A 20221-nucleotide genomic window follows, 5' to 3' on the forward strand; every position below is an offset into this window, starting at 1 on the left:
TTTTTTAGGGGAAATTTTAAAATTTGGTTAAATATATAAAGCGAAACCCAATAAACTAAATTTTGATCGTTAATAAAGTCTCATTGATCAATAACTATTATCCATTAAGCCAAGTGAGTGAATCCCCTCAGCGCACAAAACATACCATCTTTACACTTGTAATACATTTAATATCATTTATATTACAGCTTATTCAATTTTTTAACGCTTTTGTTATCTGACTTATCGAATGACATCGATCGTAACCAAAGCAAACAACTCACTTCATGGAGAATAATGTGTATAAAGGTTACTTGTTACTTTTAACAATTTTGTTGAGCTTTTCGTTTTCAGCCAATGCCAATTTTAACGAAGCCAATAAAGCCCTAAATGAAAAGGATTTTGAACATGCCAAAATGTTGTTTTTACAAAAAGCGGTCATGGGTAATGCCCAAGCGCAATTCAACTTAGCAGCACTTTATAGTGATCCTCAATCAGGCCTAGCTAACCCTAAAGCGGCTTTTGCCTGGTTATTTTTAGCATCTGAATATCAATACCCAAAAGCCGAAGCATTTGCGGCTAATATCTTTAACCAGTTAAGCCCAACAGAACAAAAACAAACAAAAACATATACGGAAAAATTAGTGCAACGTTATGGTAAACAAGCGCTTGAGCAATCAATTTACCCCACGCTGGCAGATACCAGTGTGCAAGTTGTCGCCACCCACCCTTTTAAACCCGCTAAATTAATTCAACATACTAATCTAGATCTAAATGATGAAGTGCAATTTAAACGTCAACGTCGAGTAGCAGAACATAACAATGCAATTGATCGTCAGCACGAGCGTATGCAAAATATGTTAACCGGTTACCGAGTCGGTTCTGAAGATAATCTATTTAAATTACGTAAGCAGCCTGAACCGGGCTATTTTGTGATTAAACATGATATTGATGAAAACGGCAGAGTCCGCTCACCTGAATTATTATTTGCTTGGCCAGAGGCCGTGTATGACGAGATCATTTTAAAAACGATACAAGATTCGATTTATGAACCCGCGATGAACAAAAAGACGCCTGTGAATCAACATAATGTGATTTCATATTTACGTTTTGGTTACCACGGTAAAAGCAGTTTGCAAATGGGTTTTCCGAGTTATGTTGAACACTTTAAAAGTTTAACCCGTAATCAAACCACCTTTAGCCAGCAATACCAATATGCGCAATTTTTACGGGCATTTGGTGATTATGTTGTTCCCAAAAATCATCCCCATTTTAGTGACGTTTTATTAAATTTAAGTCAAAAAGCTTATGCACCGGCACAACTCGCCTTAGCTCAGTATCAAATTTATGAAAACAATAACGCAGCAGCGGGCTTACCGTGGTTAATAGCGGCCGCTAAAAATGGTAATATAACCGCTCAATATCAATTAGGTAAATTAGCGTTAAATTCGCCTAACCAACAAATCACACCCGACTTAAATAAAGCCAGTTATTGGTTAAGCCAAGCGGCCGAACACGGGCATTATCAAGCACAAGAAAACCTGCTCGAGTTTGCGTTTACCCATTTAGAACCAACAGACTTAGATCCTGTGTTTATATCAACAGCTGATACTTGGTTGCAAAATATTATCCAAAATTCACAAGATTCTGCTTACACCGTTTATTTACAAGCCAAGTTGATGCAGTTGCAAGGTTATCCATCTAAAGCGAAACGTTATTTTAATGAAGCCATAAAGCAAGCTAAAGCCGTTAATTGGGCCGTAGAAAACTGGAAATTAGACTAAAAAAGGCTGATTTTAAAAAATTTTAATGAATTCACATAGCAAATAAAGTAACAGAGCCTACTGCTCTACTCTGTTACTTTTTCATGGGTTAAGCGGCTCGCTTAATCCACATTTGCGGGGCTTTAATTTATACGTACAAGCGGATATAGCATGTTATGACAGCACGCATTAAAACCGATTACTGATCCAAAAGCGCAGTTTAAGTTTGGCGATAAAGCCTGTGCTAACCATTGCGCTTTTAATACGTTGGCGCAATAGTTTTTGAGGAACCAACGCTAAATGATGGCCTGCAGCGGGTTGATAAGCATGTTGGCATTCTCGTAGTAACGGATCAAGTGCAGTTTGCACCGTCTCTAAACTTTTACCTTCAAGCGTATGAGCCGCACATAAAACCCGATAAACATATTGCTCAATTTCAATTAGCTCAGAAAAATCAATCACGTTAAGTTCTGATACATCAACTTGGTTATTGACACGCCAATTTTCATAAACTGACCATAATCTTAAATTATGCAGCACATTATCTGGTGTTAAACTTAAACCTTGAGTGATGTACGGCCCAGCTTCATCCCATCGGTTTTGCATTTGGAGTGCCATTCGGTACTGATAAAAACAAAATGCCGACAGCGCTTGTTTATCCTCTGTTTGTTCAAACCAATGCATCGCGGTATATAATTGATCGCACATTGAATACAAGTTGATCAATTGTTGAACCAACTTAGGATGACCACTAATGCGTTTCGTGTCTTTTTCGAGTGTTTTTTGATCAGGCGTGATCTCATGATCATTCAAAAATTGCAACACGGCTTGCATCGCGCCTAACCAAGCTATATCTGACTGAATAGGATGAATCACATCCAGTAGCTTTTTGTATCCTTGTTTGTTTTTCTCTTCGAGCTGGTTCTCTACCCACACGTAACTTTGAATTTCAGTTAATGATTCTTGACGCTGTGCTAAAACAGCAATGACCTTTGCGGGCTCAAACACAGTCACTAACGCTTCAAACGTCCGATTGATCGTCCAATAATCATCTTCTCCACTTTCGAGCAGCACTTCAAACGCCCGTAATGCTTGATCGGCTTGCTGCAAATGCGCTAACAAGATGATGTAGCGGGCTTGCACAAACCCACTCGCGTTAGTTTTAAGGTGCTCAAGCGTTAAATCTAACGCGGTTTTGTATTCTTTTTGCGTGGTTAAATAATCAATATAGGTTAGCGCAATATATTCGTCATTAGGGGCTAATTGAAACGCTTTTTCAAGATAAGATTTGGCTTTGGCTTGATCGGCTTTTTCGCCTTTATTTAATAAATTTTCACTCGCAATACATAACGCGTCAGATGCATGTAAATTAAGCTCAATATGCTTATAACACGCTTCAATATAACCCTTTTGATCAGACAATTGCTCAAGCCACGCGTAAAGCTTGCGCCACAAATGGGTTTGACCTTGTGTTTTATAAAGTAAACGCTTTAAAACATCGACCGCATTTTGCGTTTGGCCAATATCACTTAATAATTCGGCTCTTACACTGGCTAATACTAACGGTAAATCTAGTTGCCAAGGCGTATCGTCAAGTGATTGTAACGCCGCGCTATAATCACCAAGTTCGATATAATATTGGGCTTTATCTCGATAAGCGTTGGTGTAATGGGGATCACATTCTATCGCTTTATTGAGCAACAATAGTTTTTGAGCGCCATCGGCAACAAAGGCATAATCACACCATACCGCTGCATTAAAAGGACTTTTTTTGCTGATCTTTTTAGCGGTATCAAGCGCTAAACTGGGTTGACCCAGTTCATCAGCTAGATTAACCAAATTAGACCAAGCCCACCGATAACCATAATGATTTTCAACCGCTTTAACAAAAGCGGTTAAGGCTTCATTTTTACGGTTCAAGCTTAACAATAACCCTGCTTGATAACCGAATAAAACACCGTCATTTGAAACAAATTTTAACGTGTTTTCAACGGTTGTTAGTGCCGATTGTAAATCACCTTGATTCTCTAATAAATCGGCTAATTGTTTAGCGACGGTATCCCATTGTGGGTTTAATTTAAGCGCATTTTGATAACAGTTGATGGCATCGTCAAATAATGCTTGAGCTTCATAGGTTTTACCTAAATCATAATGAATTCGAGGTGTTAACGGAAACTTAGCTATGCCCTGTTTAAGTATTTCAACCGCAGCCGACATATCGCCGACTTGCGAATAATACATGCCCGCAATCGCATAGGTTTGCCATAAATGCGAATGCTTTTGTAATAAAAATTGTACAAAATCGAGCAAAGCATCGTTATCTAAAAAAGCTTGTGCCTCGAACCAATAATTCCAAGCATTATTACCAAATAAAACCTGCTCAACCATTTGGGTTCGAATAAACAGTAAAGCTTGCGTTTTTTCATCTTCTGTTTGGCTAGCCGAAAACAAAATATCAAATGCGAGCTCTTCATCAATCGATTGTGTTAACACCTCTTTAGCTAACGTTTTAGCCGATTCAAACTGGTTTTTCTTTAACAAGCATTTTGCTAAATATGCACTATTTAGGCGTGAACCTTTTAAGGTATCGACTGTTTCGAGTGCCAGTTTATGGGCTTTGTCTGTTTGGTTAGTTTTAAGATACAAATCAATCAATTGTCGTCTTGCCGCCGCATAGTCTGGACGCGCTTTAATCGTCTGTTCCAGCACAGCTATGATCCGTTGTTCATCACTATGCCAATCGGCTAAATAATCCCAAACAACGGCATTCTGCGGGTCGGTGTTGTATAGCGTAACGAGCTCGGCATCAATGCGGTCTTGCTGACCATTTTGCTGTAATAACCAGAAATATTCATTGCCGATTTTAGTCACAAACGGAGATTGCTCAAAAGCCGTTTGATAAAACGCAATTGCTTTTTCAATGTGCCCCGATTTAGATTCTTTGTTAGCTAATAATAAATCATGATCATGTTGGCTTAACACACGCTCAAAGGTTTCGGCTAAAGCATCAAATCGCGACCATTCACTGTTTACAATCAACTTATTGGCTAAATAACGTAATAAATCAGAATCATTAGGATGAAGCTCAATTGCTTCAAAAAGAAACTCAAACCCTTCATGTTCTAAATTCTCTAGCTTGTAAGCTTCAAATAACGATATAGCGGGGTTAGCTGAACGCGTTTTATATTTTTGATGTCGTTGCAATAAAAAATCTAACGCGACATGCTGTTGGCCAAGATAACGCGCCGCTTTGTAGTAACTTTCAACAAACAAACTATTCGTATCATCTAAGCAATGGGCATATAAATAATAGTCTGTTGCCGCTGTAAAAGATTGATTAGACCAGTAATAATTAGCGATTGACCAGCAAGCAGATGCCGAGCGATACCCATACATTTTTAATTTATCTAGCAAGCTTAACGTTAATGTTTCTTGTTCATTCGTTTCATAAATTTCATCGAATAATGTATTAATTAAATCCAAACTTGGCTTTTTTTCGACATATTGAGCGAGGGTTTTGATGGCTTCGGCACGAGATCCAGTATCTCGCTGGCAAAAAAATTGTGAACTTAATAAAACAACTTCATCAGGATAACGACTAAGCAGTTTATTATTTACATCAGCAATCATCTGCACATCGTTATTTGAAATAGCATAAGATCGCTGACACCGAAGCGTTAAGCGGTGATCGGGGGCTAACATTATTAACTCGTTCAACTCTCGCTGTACGGCGACAAAATCATTTTTATCTTGCGCGAGGTGAAAACGATCAACATAGGGATATAAATCACTCGCCGGAAAATCAAACATGTCGAGTTTATGTTTTTGTGCCTCAGGCACAAAAACCAGACAGCGCGCGCCAGCAAAACCTTCCGATTTAATTAGCTCTTCTGCCAGTATATCAACCTGAGTCGAGCTTGAAGGGTCCATTAAATACAGCGTACCCGTTTGATTATTAAAACCAATAACGGCTTGTAAATGCGACGAATACCCATTGGTTGTCACTAAAGCAAATGGCAGGTCATGCCTGATTAAATCAAACGCTAATTCAATGTCTAATTCAAACTCTTTAAAAGCAAATTGATTATCACGTAACCATTGGCGTTCTTTAGTATCCGGCGTACCGTCAAAACAAATCTCTTCAGCGATAGCTTTTGAATCAAAATTAACACCCCAAAATTGTGAAAGCGCCGCCATTGTTGTAGGGGCACAAGTAAGATGTTCTTGGCGCATAAAAGGCACATCAAGTATTTTACTTTCGGCATTCTCAGGCTTATTTTTAAGGTTTTTTTGTACAATTTTCCAGTAGACGCTTTTAGTGTCTGCCAACAGGTTAATGGCTTGAGCGGTTTCGTTTTTATGTATCGCTAATTGAGCCTGAAGTGAGATGACAAATTGCTCATCTGATTTATCTTTTATAATACGCAGTGCAATAAATTGTGCTAACGCCGCTTCACATAAAGACCAGTCATGTAAATTACCAGCCAAGCAAGCTAGGTCTAGCCACAACGCAGCCGATTGAAATATCGTGGTGTACTTTTGTAACGTTGAAAGTGCATTGCTTAAATCTGATTGGCGTTTATAAACATCAACAACTAATCGCACATTAGCAATAGTGGTGTGCGAATCAAGTAAAGCTAAGGCTTGAGTTAATGCCTCTGGCACCAAGTCTTGATCGAGTAAAGTCCTAACCCATATTGTTTTAAACCACGCTTCGTTCGGTTTTAAGTCAATCGCTTGTTGGATTTTGGTTTCAGCTAGTGCAAAGTTTTTAAAACACCGGTTAGCCAAGGCTTCATACAGGAGTATATCGGCTTGTTTATCTTCTCCGTCAATTGAATTAACATCATCACCAACCATGAATTCACGATATTGCTGTAAAAATTCAGAGGCAAAGATAGGGCCTTTTTCATTAAATACGTAATAAAGCATGCGCTCTAACACATCAGCATGAGTTTTATGTTTGCGCCATAATTTGAGCGTGATCACATCTGAATAGCGATCACCACCCAAGTTGTACCAAATTGGACGGGCGATTAGCTGCTGCTCTATCGTTTGCCAAGATTTTATTGGCCCCCAATGTTGCTCACCTAGGGTCAAGGCATCAATAAACAAACCTTTTTTTATTAATGCTTTAACTTTAAATTCAAGCTTGTCTATTTCACCTGATTTTTCAAAAGATTGAATATCAACAGCCGGCAAACTAACAACATCAGACACAATAAAATCCTTTTAATAATTAACGAATATAAAACGCTATTGTGATCGAAAATAACATTTTTTCAAGTTACTTAACCCTAACCGTTAACATTCAACAACAATATGATTTTTTAAGATCAGCGTATTAAGTTCGCCTCTCGTGCGGGACAGGCATCTCTAAACCTATGATATTATTGTTTTTTAGTTAGACTTTTGTAGGGTGCCGTGAGCTTGCGAACCGCACCATTTATGTTCTAGGTAACTCGGTGCATATAAGTCGTATTTTGTAAATAATTTAACTTTTTATGTTTGGGTATTAAAAAGCGACATGGGCCAGTTGCGATTCGTTTCACTCATGGCAACCTACGGTGTAATTTAAAAAAGTATCATGCGAGACAGGTATATCTAAAAACCTCTGATATTATTGTTTTTTAGTTAGACTGTTGTAGGGTGCCGTGAGCTTGCGAACCGCACCATTTATATTCTAGGTAACTCGGTGAATATAAGTCGTATTTTGTAAATAATTTAACTTTTTATGTTTGGGTATTAAAAAACGACACGAGCCTGTTGCGATTCGTTTCACTCATGGCAACCTACAGTATAATTTAAAATTAAAATCTACATCATTAAAATAACGATAAAAACGTTTTGTACAGGCTAACTAGCATTCGAGGTGAAAGATGCCAAAAGCTAAAAAATTAACGCTTAACCAGAAACGAGCTAAGAAAAAAGCCAAGTTAGAGCGCCAAAAAAAATATATGTGGGTCTTTAAAAATGGTAAGCAAGTAAGAGTTAAACGGCCTGCGATGATAGACGAGATCCCGCAAGAAGATTGGTTAATGCAAAATGCAGATCCAATTTGGCTGCACCAACATGAAATGTGGCACTTACTATATGCTGCAGAAGAGCAAGATACCCACTAAAGTGAACAAGAACAAGAACAAGAACAAGAACAAGAACAAGAACAAGAACAAGAACAAGAAAATACAGTACCATTTTAGCCTTGCTATAAAGCAGAGATGAAAGACATGCACTGACATTTACTAACTAGCGCTTAATGACTAACACTGAATGGCTATTACCTATTCACTGATAAATAATCAACCTACAAGCAAATTGATGCCGTGAGCGTTGAATGATAAAGATAAAAAAGCTGATGAAAGAGCCCTACTCTGAGCCTTTCGTTTCGCTATTTTATGTAATCCGTATATTTTACGTGCCGCCTCATATTTTACGTAACGCTTCGCTATTTTAAATAACGTTGGGGTTTAAGCGCCCCGTGAGCTCTTTTGGAAAACACCGTTCAATTGCCAAAACTTCAGCTCGCTGGCTAATTTCTGTTTCGGTTAAGCTGTCACTCACTGAAGTCGTATTAACGGGTTTACCGCCTTGTGGCAACAAGCCCTGTGCAACGAGTTGATCGACTATCGTATTAGCGGCCGGTAATGCAGATGAGGCCTTTACAATTTCACATCTTGCGTATCTATTGGATTGAAAAGTCACATCGGCAACGCGTAATGTCGCGTCAATACCCGGAATTTGCTGCGCACCAAACATAGGCGGGCCGCCTAACGTTGCATTGTTAAAAGATGGAATAAAACCGGCTACTTTATCAATGGCCTTTAGGGTTCTGTTGCTAACCATTTGAGGGTCCCATTGATTGTTCACTTTGGCTAAAAATTGATGAGGCAGTTGAGGCTGTGCACTCTCGCACTTTGATGCAACTAAGCCATCTTCAAATAACGTAACATCCGGCGTCATAGCATGAATTTGAAAGTACCCATTAGGGTAAGGTGTTAATTGTGTCATACCATTTTTTGTGCCTCGCTCACCATAAAAGATGATCTCAGGCCAATTATTTTGGTGACTAGACCAATGACTAATATAAGCCGCTTTAAATTCAACCATACGCTTTGGTCGCAACCCCACCATATCGTCAATAGTACCGGTTCTAAAACCACAGGCATTAATTAAATAGTCGACTTCAAATGTCTGATTTTCACCTTGGTAGTTCGCTTCTATACTCCATGTATTGTTACCATTATTTAAGGCAACCGAACTGACCTGAGTGTTAGTAAACAACTGACAATTTTGACTGTTTTCAAGTGCCAAGCTTGTAATGGCAGCAAGCCTAAAAACGTTAATGCCATACTCTTGAACTAAGATCAAAGGGAACTTTAATTGATTCAAATTGGCATTTTTAGCGAAGGCAATCATCCATTGTTCGGATGTTTCAGGTTTTTTAGGTGTAGGCAAGCTTGCTAGCTTTTCGATTTGTTCGCGCTCATACAACGTAAAATAATGTGCGGCAGGCCCCAATACTTGGTTTAAAGCGTCTTTATCGATTAAATTGGCATACTCTTGCTGCAGCGTTTTTAAGCGAGCGATAACATCGTTCGGATGGCCGTTATCTTTTAACGGCACGGCAACAATGGTGGGCCTATAATCAATTGCATCTTTATAAAGGCGTGCGGTACTGATCGATTGTTTTAGCAGTTCGATACATTGTTGGTCTGAAATTTCTCGATATAAATTACCGCCAGCATGAAGATGACACATAGGCGGGCCGTTAACTAAGCTCGTTTCTTTTTCGAATAAAAAAACATTCGCACCTTGTTGGCTAAGGCGTAACGCGATAGTCGCCCCACCAATGCCACCGCCGATAATACCAACTCGCGTATTGGCGTGCGCACAACTTTGATTATTCATAGACTACAGTTCAATTGGGTAATATAACGGCTGATAAAGGCGCTAGCATGGCTACGCTAGCGTTTCGTTAATCGTAGCAAAATCATCTAAAACGAGGGTTGCACCGTGGCTGTTGATGTCTTCGCCATGATTGTAACCGTAGGTTAAACCGATACTTTGCATGTTAGCCGCAACGGCAGCAAAAATATCATTTTTAGAGTCGCCAACCATTAAACAAGCCGCGGGAGGCATATCTAGCTTTTCGCATACATAATTTAATGGCATTGGATCAGGTTTTCGTTTAGGTAAACTATCGCCGCCTACCACCATTTCAAATAAATGATTCAACTCTAACTCGTTTAAAATAGGACGAACAAACTGTTCTGGCTTATTAGTAACAATAACCAGGCGGTAACCTTTGCCGTGCAAAGTTTCGAGTGTGTTTTTTACATTTGGGTAGAGCGTGGTCTCTACGCAGATATTTTGCGCGTAACAATCAAGAAAAATGGCCAAGGCTTTTTCAACCAACGCGGGATCAAGATCAGGGCTAATTTTTATATGGCCCGACAACGCTCTTTTGGTTAACACTTCGGCTCCGTTACCAACCCAACTACGAATAACTTCGGTCGTATACGTTTTCATACCCAATGTTTTTAACATTTGATTAATGCTAAGTGCTAAATCGGGCACACTATCAATTAACGTTCCATCTAAATCAAATATCAAGACTTGTTTATTGTTAAATTTCAATTTTACAACCTACTGTTTGCCCTCATTTTAAGGGTGCGTAGTTTATCTTTAAAAGGGCGGCTTTTCTACGTTTTAACCGCTTTATATTTTCATTTATAGCGCGTGAAATTTTCTTTGTTAATCAGCATTTACACGGCTGTTTTCAAAACATGCGTTCAAGCATGCTGATAACTTAACGTATATTTTTAGGGTACTGCGAGCTCACTAACCGCACCTTTACCTTTTGATAAAAGGCGAATTTAATTGTGTTTATACCCAAATGTTTGTTTATACACCAACCGTTAAAAAAGCCCCTGCAAAAATACCAGCCTAAATCAGATTAATTGATATAAATAAAAAAAATAATGTGTCGATTTGTGGCCATGACAACAATATATAGTTATTACTATTGAGTGACTTATTACCACCCGTAATTTTTAGGTTTGTAAGTGCTTTTAACCGGATAACAGTATGTACAAATACATGAATAAATATATGACTAAAAATTCAATTAAACATTCAATTAAACATTGCTATCTCGTGCTGTTCGCTTTGTTGGTGATGGCAATAACGAATGCACAGGCAAGTTCAGTAAAATCGACAACCTTATTAAATTTTGAAAAACCTGAGCAACTCAAGTTAATTGAACTTGAAAATTCAACCGCCATATTAGTAAAAAAGAAGAAAAATACGCAAGTTAATATCAAACTGGCAGCAAAAAATAATCACAATGCATCGTTTAGTTTAGTGCCTAAACCGGCGTGGAATTTTAACCAACACAAATATGCGGCTATCGCGCTTGATATCAGTAACCCCGCGCCCGCTTCAGCGCATGTTTACATTTACACGCATGGTGCCAATAACGCGTTTCAACTGCGTAATGTTGATGTACCCGCAAACAGTAAACGGACTTATTTAATAGAACTAAATGTGCCCGCGTTAGCCCTTAACTCAGGTATCCGTAATAACCCCGTGAGTTGGCAACATGATTGGGTGCAAACAATCTGGCGTGGCGGCGTAAAAGCACTTGATCTGTCGGCTATCACCAAAGTGCGTTTTATGATTTCAGGCGTACTCGAAGACAAAGAGCTCGAAATTGATAATGTTCGGTTTATAGAACCAAATCACTTTGACCCTAATTATATGAAAGGCTTGGTTGATCAATTTGGTCAAAACGCAAAAATCGATTTCGAAAATAAAATTGATAACTTAAAACATCTACGTGAAGTATCTGAGCATGAACAAAAAAGCTTACAAGATAAACCTTTTACGTCGCGTTCAAAATTTAATGGCTGGGCCAATGGGCCAAAACTAAAAGCAACAGGTTATTACCGAACTGAAAAGTATCAAGGAAAATGGTCTTTAGTCGATCCTGAAGGCTATTTATTTTTCTCAAATGGTATCGCCAATATACGCATGGCAAATACATCAACGATCACCGGTTACGACTTTGATAAATCGTTGATCACACAACGTGATGCAAACGACTTTACCCCCGAAGATTCAATAGGCTTAAACAGAGCACCAAACAATGCAATAAACAGCCGATATGTGAGTTCATCCTTGCGAGCTGATATGTTTACTTGGTTACCCAGTTATAACAGCAAAGAAGCGGCCAGCTATGGCTACCGTCGAACTGTACACAGTGGAGCCGTTGAACATGGCGAAACCTACAGTTTTTACCGAGCTAATTTAGCCCGTAAATATGGCTCCCACAACGAAGCTGAATTGATGGAACATTGGCGCGATACCACAGTTAAACGCATGCACTCTTGGGGATTTACCTCGTTTGGTAATTGGGTTGATCCCAGCTTTTACCAAATAAACCGTCTGCCCTACTTTGCAAATGGTTGGATCATTGGCGATTTTAAAACGGTCAGTTCGGGTAATGACTATTGGGGAGCAATGCCAGACCCATTTGATCCGGTATTTGCCGAACGAGCCGCGGTTACCGTTAAACAAATCGCGCAAGAAGTTCAAAATAACCCTTGGTGTGTTGGCGTGTTTATTGATAACGAAAAGAGCTGGGGATCAGAATGGGGAGCTGAAGCACAATACGGCATCGTGATTAACTCACTTACTAAACCAGCCAACGACAGCCCACTTAAACAAGCCTTTATGGCTAAATTGCAGCAGCGATATAAAAGCATTACCGCTTTAAATCATTCATGGCATAGCCATTTTGCATCTTGGCAAGCGCTTGAAGCGCCATACACCGTGGCCGAAATCACACAAGAAATGCAAAACGATTTTGCGGTTTTACTTTACGATTATGCCGACAAATATTTTAGTATCGTGTCTAATTTACTTAAGCAACACATGCCAAACCACCTATATATGGGCCCGCGCTTTGCGCACTGGGCCATGACACCAGAGGTAAGAAAAGCAGCAGTAAAACATGTCGATGTAATGAGCTACAATTATTATCGCGAAGGTATCGATCAACCTTATTGGCAAAAATTAGTTGAGTTAGATATGCCCAGTATCATTGGTGAGTTTCATAATGGCGCCATGGACTCTGGCTTATTAAACCCAGGGTTAATTCATGCTGAAAACCAAAAAGACCGCGGTAAAAAATATCAAGAATACATGCAGAGTGTTATTGATAACCCATACTTTGTTGGCGCGCATTGGTTTCAATATATAGATTCGCCTTTAACCGGTCGCGCTTACGATGGTGAAAACTATAATGTGGGATTTGTAAATGTTGCCGATGTACCTTATGCGCCTTTAGTTGAGGCCGCCAAAGAGCTAAACCATCAACTTTATACTCGACGATATAAATAAAAAAACCTAAGCGGGATATTTTCCGTTACAACGGCGTTGAATTCGCAATTTTTTATACCACGTTCAAGTTAATTAGTGTTAAAGGCAGAGTTAAAATGAAGAGTTAAACTGCAATTGCTCATTATACTCTAAACGAAAATATAAAACGAAAATCTAAAACAAAAAGCCCGCTCATAAACGCGGGCTTTTTTAACGATCAAGTTGGTCATACTAACTAAGAAACTCATCGGTTACTTACGCTTGCCAAAAATGATTAATCAAGCAATATCAATACATTATTAATGCATGTCACCGATGATTATTTCTGGATCTTAGGCTACATTTGCTTAAATAGTTACTCTTTAGATACATCTAAAACAAATACAGAAACTAAATTTTTAATATCTTCAGGCAATTCATCCTCTATCTTATTCTTTAGTTTTTCCGCACTATTTACTCCATTAGCTTTACGAGTAGCTATGGGGATAAGATGACCGAACCAAAAGATTAAATAAATACCCTGAAAATCAGCATCAGGATGTATTGAATAACGTTCAAACAGCTGATTATTTGCTGAACTATATAAGTCTTTATGCCATTGGCCTTTGGCTTCGATCGGAAGTAGAATTCTTTGTCCTTCGAATTTCTTGCTTACAGTTAAATCTATTCGGTTTTGATTTTTAGTCTGTTTTTCTACTTCAATCGTAAAGTTTTGATGGGCTAGCTTAGTATGTAGATGCTCTGCAATTATTTCAACACATGCAACCTCATTAAGATGATTCCATTTCTTATCTGTTTTATTATAATTATAAAAGCGATCAGCTGTATTAAACTCACCACCATTAATTTCTGCTTGATATTTTTTAAGATTTTGTAATATTAAATTTTTTAAGCCTGCAACTGAAATGATCTCACAATCATCTAACAATTTAACCGTTTTTTGTGGTGATGGTGGTTTAAAATTTTTAGATAGTTGATTGGTTATTTTCTCTACTAATAACGTTTTTAAAGTGCTACTAATGTCAGAAAATCGGCTATCTTGGATTAAATGATTTAGGACTTTTATTGCTGATACTGAATCCGCATCTTGATTAATATACCAAACTATATTAGTTAACAATCTATATGCTTTTTCCTCCTTTGGACACCCTGTTCCATATGAACTTGGCAATGCCACTTTTGGCCAATGTTCAAAAAAAGCAAATAATACCTCCCCGATTTTTGCTGCCGATAAATTTGGCCAACCTTTTGGAGCTGCATAAGTATAACTTCCTGATACATTAATAAATAAAAATACAGAATTCTTATTTATTGTTAGCTCATTCCAATAGAGTGCTGATTTTTGTAAAGATAAAAAATAAAAAGCACGTATAAACCAAAACTCTTGAACTTCTTTATCACCTTCTTCATTTTTTGATTCTATTAATAAATCATCACACCTGGTTATAATCAGCTTATTCACTTCGTTTATATCTTCACAAGAACTCAACGCTATTTCAAAAAGCTTATTTAAACTATAAGTATTTAAATTTTTTATTTGATACAGCCATTCAAATGACAATTTGGAGCGCAATGGGGAAAAAGTGAAATCATTTTCAAACATTTCTATTTTAGGGTAATAGTCTTTTCCATTAAATAACTGTGGTTCAAGTACTCCGCGGATAAACTCTTCAGGAGAGGTAATGTGAGGGAATAATAAAGCATCAAGTTCTGCTTTAAATAAAGAGCTATCTAATTGAGGAAGTTTGATTAACTCATTTTCACAGCAAACTCTAACTGATAAGAGGACGTTTTTATCAATGTTTTTAAGCGTATTATCTTCCCGCCAAATGATCAAACAAGCGGTAAAAATAACCATGACTGAATCGTTGATTTGGTGAGTTATTTCACTTAAATTACTATTTTCATGTTTTGTTATTTTTAGGTAGCGCCTTAGTCCCTTTTTAAAAACCTCTTCATGATTTATAAAAAACTCATTTTCAACCACGAACACCCTACCGTGGTTTAAGCTGAATTCGGCAAATATCTTTAAATAATCAAAAGCCAAACCTTGTTCAATTAAAGATAGGTTATCTTGAAAATGCTTTAGGCTTCTTTCTTGGCGTCTTATATTCTTTAAATTATTGCGCCTTATCCTACGCTGTGATTTTGAATCGTGTTTAAAATACAATTCATTTGCTAACTTTTTATTATTTCTAGTAGTCTGGGCCCAAATTTTCAATAAATCTGGATCTTGATAAGCTAAAAATCTCAAACGTTTTCTTCCAGCTTTTAATTCAGAACTCACATTTGAGACATTACGGTTCGGTTCGCAATCACTTAAAAAACTTGCCCACAATGACAAATTTTTATTTGTCGCAGCAAGCTCTAAAATAAAATAAAAATCTTCTCTTTTAAAACTTAATCCAGCATGAGTATATCTACAATATAGCTTTTCTTTAGCTTTTTTAATATCTTCTTTATCAGTTAAATTTTCAAATATGTGGGTCAAAATACCGTGTCGTAGTTCTAGATTGTTAGAAAGTATTTTTACTGAGTATATGTTTGATATATTTCTTGATATTGGGAAATGTAATTTATTTAACCAACTGTATATTTTTTCTGGCGAGTGATTATATTTAGAAATATTAAAATAATTGTCTAATAATTTGCCAACTAGTTTACTTATCCCTATGCGACATTTACATGTATATTTGTCTTTACCACAAAGACAAGCAATATTCATCGTTAATACATCTAATAATTTTATTGTAAGCGCTAAGTTAATTGTTTTTATGAAGTTGTTTAAAAAATATATAGTGGTGTAGTGACCAGCCAAATTAAACAATTTGGCGCATGCACAAAAATAATTAGTTAGCTCTAAAAAACTAACTCTACTGTAGCCAAATTTTTCAATTATTTCAGTCGCTATATGTAACGATATTGAACTCTTTTCTCTGCATAGTGCTTGAAGGTCGTGAGCGGGTGTATATTCGCTTGTTTTTAACAAGCCCCGCATAGATTGAAAACGTATTTTTTCCCCCTCTGACGGTGCTAACATTAACTCGCGTAATTCTTTAGAAACTCTACCTACCAAAGGGCTATCGCTAATCAATTCTAAGAGCAAATACTGTAAATCACCGCCCTCAATACTATGTAGAATTAACGGCTTTAGGCTTTCTAATATATCAGGTGTAAAGAAACCTGATATATTAAACGTTCTCCAATTATCACATCGTCGGAAAAAAGGATCTTTACCCTCCGTTTCTTTTAATTTTAATAACAACCATTCTTTAGATTTTTTTGATAATTGCGCTGGATCTCCATTCGAAATAACCGAATACGGGTCTAATGTAATTAAGTCGATTTGAACTGCTTCACTACCTAATGCCGCCATCCACCCCATTAGCCCTCTTAACTCCCTTCTCACTATATTATTTGGTGCAATTATTGTTAAGCACTGCTCTAGTGTTAAAGGGTCGAGGGGGGCCGACAATCGATTTGTAAGAAATTGAGCAGCGCAATACTCTGCAACGATTCGATGTACAGGTATATGTATATCGGCCTTTTCAGTTGGTTTAAAAAACCTAGTATTTAATACATTAACTTCCGCATCCTGCTTATGTTTAAATAGAGAACCGATTAGTGGGTATGTGTTAGATTCTACATGTTCAGAGGTTGATATACCTTCAGCGCCGGAAAGTAATACTTTGGTGAGAACTTCGGAGGTTATTAAGATTCTAGATTCAATAGAAATTGCTTTGTTAGTTGGTATTGTTGGCTTTATTTCTTTGGCTAAGTTCTTAATCGCTAGATTGTATATTTCAACCTTATTATTGAAAGACTTATCACTTTCAATATAAGCATCGGCAAATAATTTTAAAAACTGTGGGTTGTGAAGTAATTTATCTAAAGAAAACTTGGATATCTCTTCTCTAAATTCAAAGAAGTCAGTTTCTTTTGTATAATTATCATAAATTTGTTTTTGATCTGACTCTGAAAATTCGATTAATCTAACTATTTTAAATTGGCGATGTACGTTACCTTCTAAAATCATAGTGGACGATGTAAACCATTCACTAGATCTACAAGATATTATTATTTTTTTTGCATTGCTTTTTGCAATCTTTGATAAAAGTGAATTAGAACCTTCTATTCCTAACTTTGGTACTTCATCAAATGCATCAATAACAATAGTTGATTCGTCTTGGTATTGTGAGCTATTTGTAAAAAATACAGCTCGGTTTAAAGGCACTGATAATTTTTTAGCCAAACTTTCTAGCAACGCAGTTTTTCCGGCTCCTGGTTCGGCCAAAACAATAATGAAATCATGATTAGACAAAAGTTCACTTTCGCTTAATTTTTCATTATCCGCTTGGAGCGTTCTATTTAAATAGAAATCATAGGACATGTGGAATGGTTCAATAAAATCTGATCATATTTAATATCATAAATTATTATAGATAATTGTGCTCAACAAGTATTTTATACATTTAAAAATATTTTGTGGCTTTGAATTTACTGGGACAGGCACAAACAAGCCTTGTAACAATCCGTGTCGTATTTCCTCAACTATACACGTAGTTGATTAAATCACTCTGGTAACATCCATACGAAAAATTAACTCGCGGATAGCGATGTGGTGTTGGATGCTTTTATGGATTTCGGTGCTTCAGATTAATAACCAATATAAGCTGAATTGGCATTATATCAAAATACAGGAAGAGGCGTTTGTCTCCACCAAAACTCAAGACGCCTAGTAATATGAAAATGATAAAGCGAGTTAAAATATGTCACAAATGTTGGTATGCTGGTTTTTATCTTATTCCCTAAAGAATATTAACTATGGATTGGTTGGACAAAGCATTCACTATTACAAACCCAGAAGACCTTCGAAATGTGGCTTTAGCTCTCATTGCTATGGTGGGTTTCCCTTTCCTCGTTTGGCGCACTTGGCTGGCATCAAAGCAAACGACTATTTCGGACAAGCAAGTAGCCATTACTGAGAGCAACCACGTTAATGACATGTTTAATAAAAGTATTGAGCAATTAGGGGCGATGGAAAACAATGACCCTAGCATCGAGCGCCGCTTAGGCGCGATATATTCATTAGAAAAAATAGCTTTAAATAACCCTAACTATTATCAACAGGTTATTGATGTTTTGTGTTCATATGTAAGGCTTCACGCCGAGCGCCCTCAGAATGTTGAAGACCAAGACCAAGACCGATATAAAGTACGTGAAGATATTCAAGTGGCTATTACGGTTATTGGCCGTTGTTTACCAATGAAGCCTATAATCACGCTAGTCGGTCGTGTATGTCGACATATAAATAAAATAAGAGTGAAACCTGACGAGGAAAGCTCATATCGAAGTGTTAATTTATCGGGTGCATATTTAAGGCAGTATAGTTTATATGGAGGAGATTTTAGTCACGCCAACCTCACAAGCGCCAACCTCACAAACACCAACCTCATCAGCGCCAACCTCATCAGCGCCGACCTCACAAGCGCCAACCTCACAAACACCAACCTCATCAGCGCCAACCTCATCAGCGCCGACCTCACAAGCGCCAACCTCACAAACACCAACATGATCAGCGCCGATCTCAACAGCGCCGACCTCATATGCGCCAACCTCACAAACGCCAAACTCAACCGCGCCGACCTCACATACGCCGACCTCTCAGGTGCCAACCTCACAAACACCAACCTCACAAACACCAACCTCACAAACACCAACTTCATATACGCCGACCTCTCAGGTGCCAACCTTACAGATGCCAACCTCTCATACGCCGACTTCACAGAAGCAGACTTAAATGGTGTAAAAGGGTACAAGCATGAAAGTTCATGATGTGTTTACAAAAGATAAATGTGACTTAGTGGTATTGGAGTGATTTGTGATGTGTTCTGATTAATATATGCAATAAATGTTGATATGGTGTTCGAGGTGGTTTTCGCATTTTTCGCAGTTTTGGGCGTTAATTTTCGCGCGTGGCATCAATAACAAATCAACAGGACACGTAACGCTTGCTCGGTTCTGCTTCGCTCCACAATTTTAGCAAGCGTTACTTAGCCCGTTATTTGGGCGATGTGTCGAGGATAGTATGAGTGTAACTTGGACATTAGATGAATTTACTGGGACATCCATCAAAATTTCATCAATAACCCAAAGAATAAAACACGGTTCTTATTTATCAAACGATATTTTGCACGGGGGCTCGCAAAAAATGTTGATGCTAAGCTTGCGCAGCTCAACACCACTCATGGCTTATTAAAATGGTCGATTTTGTAGGTAGAACAAGGCGTGTTGGGCTTCATGCTTCAGCCCAACCTACTTAAATGTTTTACATGGAAGCCCCGCAAAAAACGTTAACGGCAACTCCCACGTAGGTTGGCGCTAAGCTTGCGCAGCCCAACACCACTCATGGCTTATTAAAATGGTCGATTTTGTGGGTAGAACAAGGCGTGTTGGGTATTTTGCAAGGGGCCCGCAAAAACGTTATCGCCAGCGCCCACGTAGGTTGGCGCTAAGCTTGCGCAGCCCAACGCCACTCATGGCTTATTAAAATAGTCGATTTTGTGGGTAGAACAAGGCATGTTGTTATACGCTTTGTTCGCTACATTCCCAATTACCTTGACTATTAAAAGCGCCAAAAACACCAGCTGCTGCGATGATTGCAATAAGTGCCCATTTAGGAAGTAAACCGCTTGAATATAATACACCACCTAAAACACCAACAAGCAATAACACGAATAATGGAATAATATTGTTTGTTTTCTTTTTAATGTAATTTAGTTTGTAAGCAGTAATTAATTTATTTTCCACGCTAAAATTGCAAGTAACATCTCCTTTTATGAGACTATTTACAATTAATTCAATGGTATAGTTTTTTTCATTGTACTCAAATTGGTGTGTTGAATGTTTCTTATAATTTTTAGATTCAGAGACAACTTGATCATTTACTATCACTGATTCCTTTCCAGATAATGAGTTTGCTTTATATACAACGACATTACCTTCATCGTTAAATGTAAAACTCATCCCATTTTTTACAGAAAACTCAACTTTATCATTTAGCTTCATATAACTCCCTTAATTACAAACACCTAAAA

At 37.7% G+C, this 20221-nt stretch carries 10 protein-coding genes; 5 read left to right on the forward strand and 5 right to left on the reverse strand.

What is annotated here, in order from left to right:
- The first annotated feature begins 278 nt into the window (after window positions 1–278).
- Window positions 279–1763 carry a sel1 repeat family protein gene (locus DPX34_RS15940; protein ID WP_111979444.1) on the forward strand — a complete coding sequence of 495 codons (1485 nt, stop codon included), beginning with the start codon at window positions 279–281 and terminating at the stop codon, window positions 1761–1763.
- Between the two features lie 168 nt (window positions 1764–1931).
- On the opposite strand, the gene DPX34_RS15945 is transcribed toward DPX34_RS15940, so the two are convergent.
- Window positions 1932–6962, reverse strand: coding sequence for a tetratricopeptide repeat protein (locus DPX34_RS15945; protein WP_111979445.1), 5031 nt, complete (start codon window positions 6960–6962; stop codon window positions 1932–1934).
- 659 nt (window positions 6963–7621) lie between these two features.
- Here DPX34_RS15945 and DPX34_RS15950 point away from each other — a divergent pair.
- Window positions 7622–7864, forward strand: a complete 243-nt coding sequence (locus tag DPX34_RS15950) for a hypothetical protein (RefSeq protein ID WP_111979446.1) — start codon at window positions 7622–7624, stop codon at window positions 7862–7864.
- Between the two features lie 328 nt (window positions 7865–8192).
- Here the strand turns inward: DPX34_RS15950 and DPX34_RS15955 are convergent, their stop codons facing one another.
- Complete coding sequence (locus DPX34_RS15955; RefSeq protein WP_111979447.1) at window positions 8193–9650, reverse strand: NAD(P)-binding protein; 1458 nt, start codon at window positions 9648–9650, stop codon at window positions 8193–8195.
- A gap of 51 nt (window positions 9651–9701) precedes the next feature.
- On the reverse strand, window positions 9702–10379 hold the full coding sequence (locus DPX34_RS15960) for a phosphoglycolate phosphatase (RefSeq protein WP_111979448.1): 678 nt from the start codon (window positions 10377–10379) through the stop codon (window positions 9702–9704).
- Window positions 10380–10853: 474 nt separating this feature from the next.
- On the opposite strand from DPX34_RS15960, the gene DPX34_RS15965 reads away from it, so the two are divergent.
- Entirely contained in the window at window positions 10854–13145 is a 2292-nt protein-coding gene (locus tag DPX34_RS15965) for a beta-galactosidase (RefSeq protein ID WP_232824773.1), read from the forward strand.
- Between the two features lie 334 nt (window positions 13146–13479).
- Here the strand turns inward: DPX34_RS15965 and eruA are convergent, their stop codons facing one another.
- Window positions 13480–17514, reverse strand: coding sequence for an NACHT domain-containing antiphage protein EruA (gene eruA, locus DPX34_RS22075; RefSeq protein ID WP_111979450.1), 4035 nt, complete (start codon window positions 17512–17514; stop codon window positions 13480–13482).
- A 434-nt stretch (window positions 17515–17948) separates the two neighbouring features.
- Between eruA and DPX34_RS22325 the strand changes: the two genes are divergently transcribed.
- Complete coding sequence (locus DPX34_RS22325; RefSeq protein WP_111979451.1) at window positions 17949–18959, forward strand: pentapeptide repeat-containing protein; 1011 nt, start codon at window positions 17949–17951, stop codon at window positions 18957–18959.
- A gap of 253 nt (window positions 18960–19212) precedes the next feature.
- Window positions 19213–19383 carry a hypothetical protein gene (locus tag DPX34_RS21780; protein WP_157964758.1) on the forward strand — a complete coding sequence of 57 codons (171 nt, stop codon included), beginning with the start codon at window positions 19213–19215 and terminating at the stop codon, window positions 19381–19383.
- A gap of 326 nt (window positions 19384–19709) precedes the next feature.
- On the opposite strand, the gene DPX34_RS15980 is transcribed toward DPX34_RS21780, so the two are convergent.
- Window positions 19710–20192 (reverse strand): hypothetical protein, encoded by a 483-nt coding sequence (locus DPX34_RS15980; RefSeq protein WP_111979452.1) that lies wholly within the window; start codon window positions 20190–20192, stop codon window positions 19710–19712.
- Window positions 20193–20221: the final 29 nt, after the last annotated feature.

Origin of the sequence: Algibacillus agarilyticus (assembly GCF_003286125.1) — a bacterium.
Classification (GTDB): domain Bacteria; phylum Pseudomonadota; class Gammaproteobacteria; order Enterobacterales; family Alteromonadaceae; genus Algibacillus; species Algibacillus agarilyticus.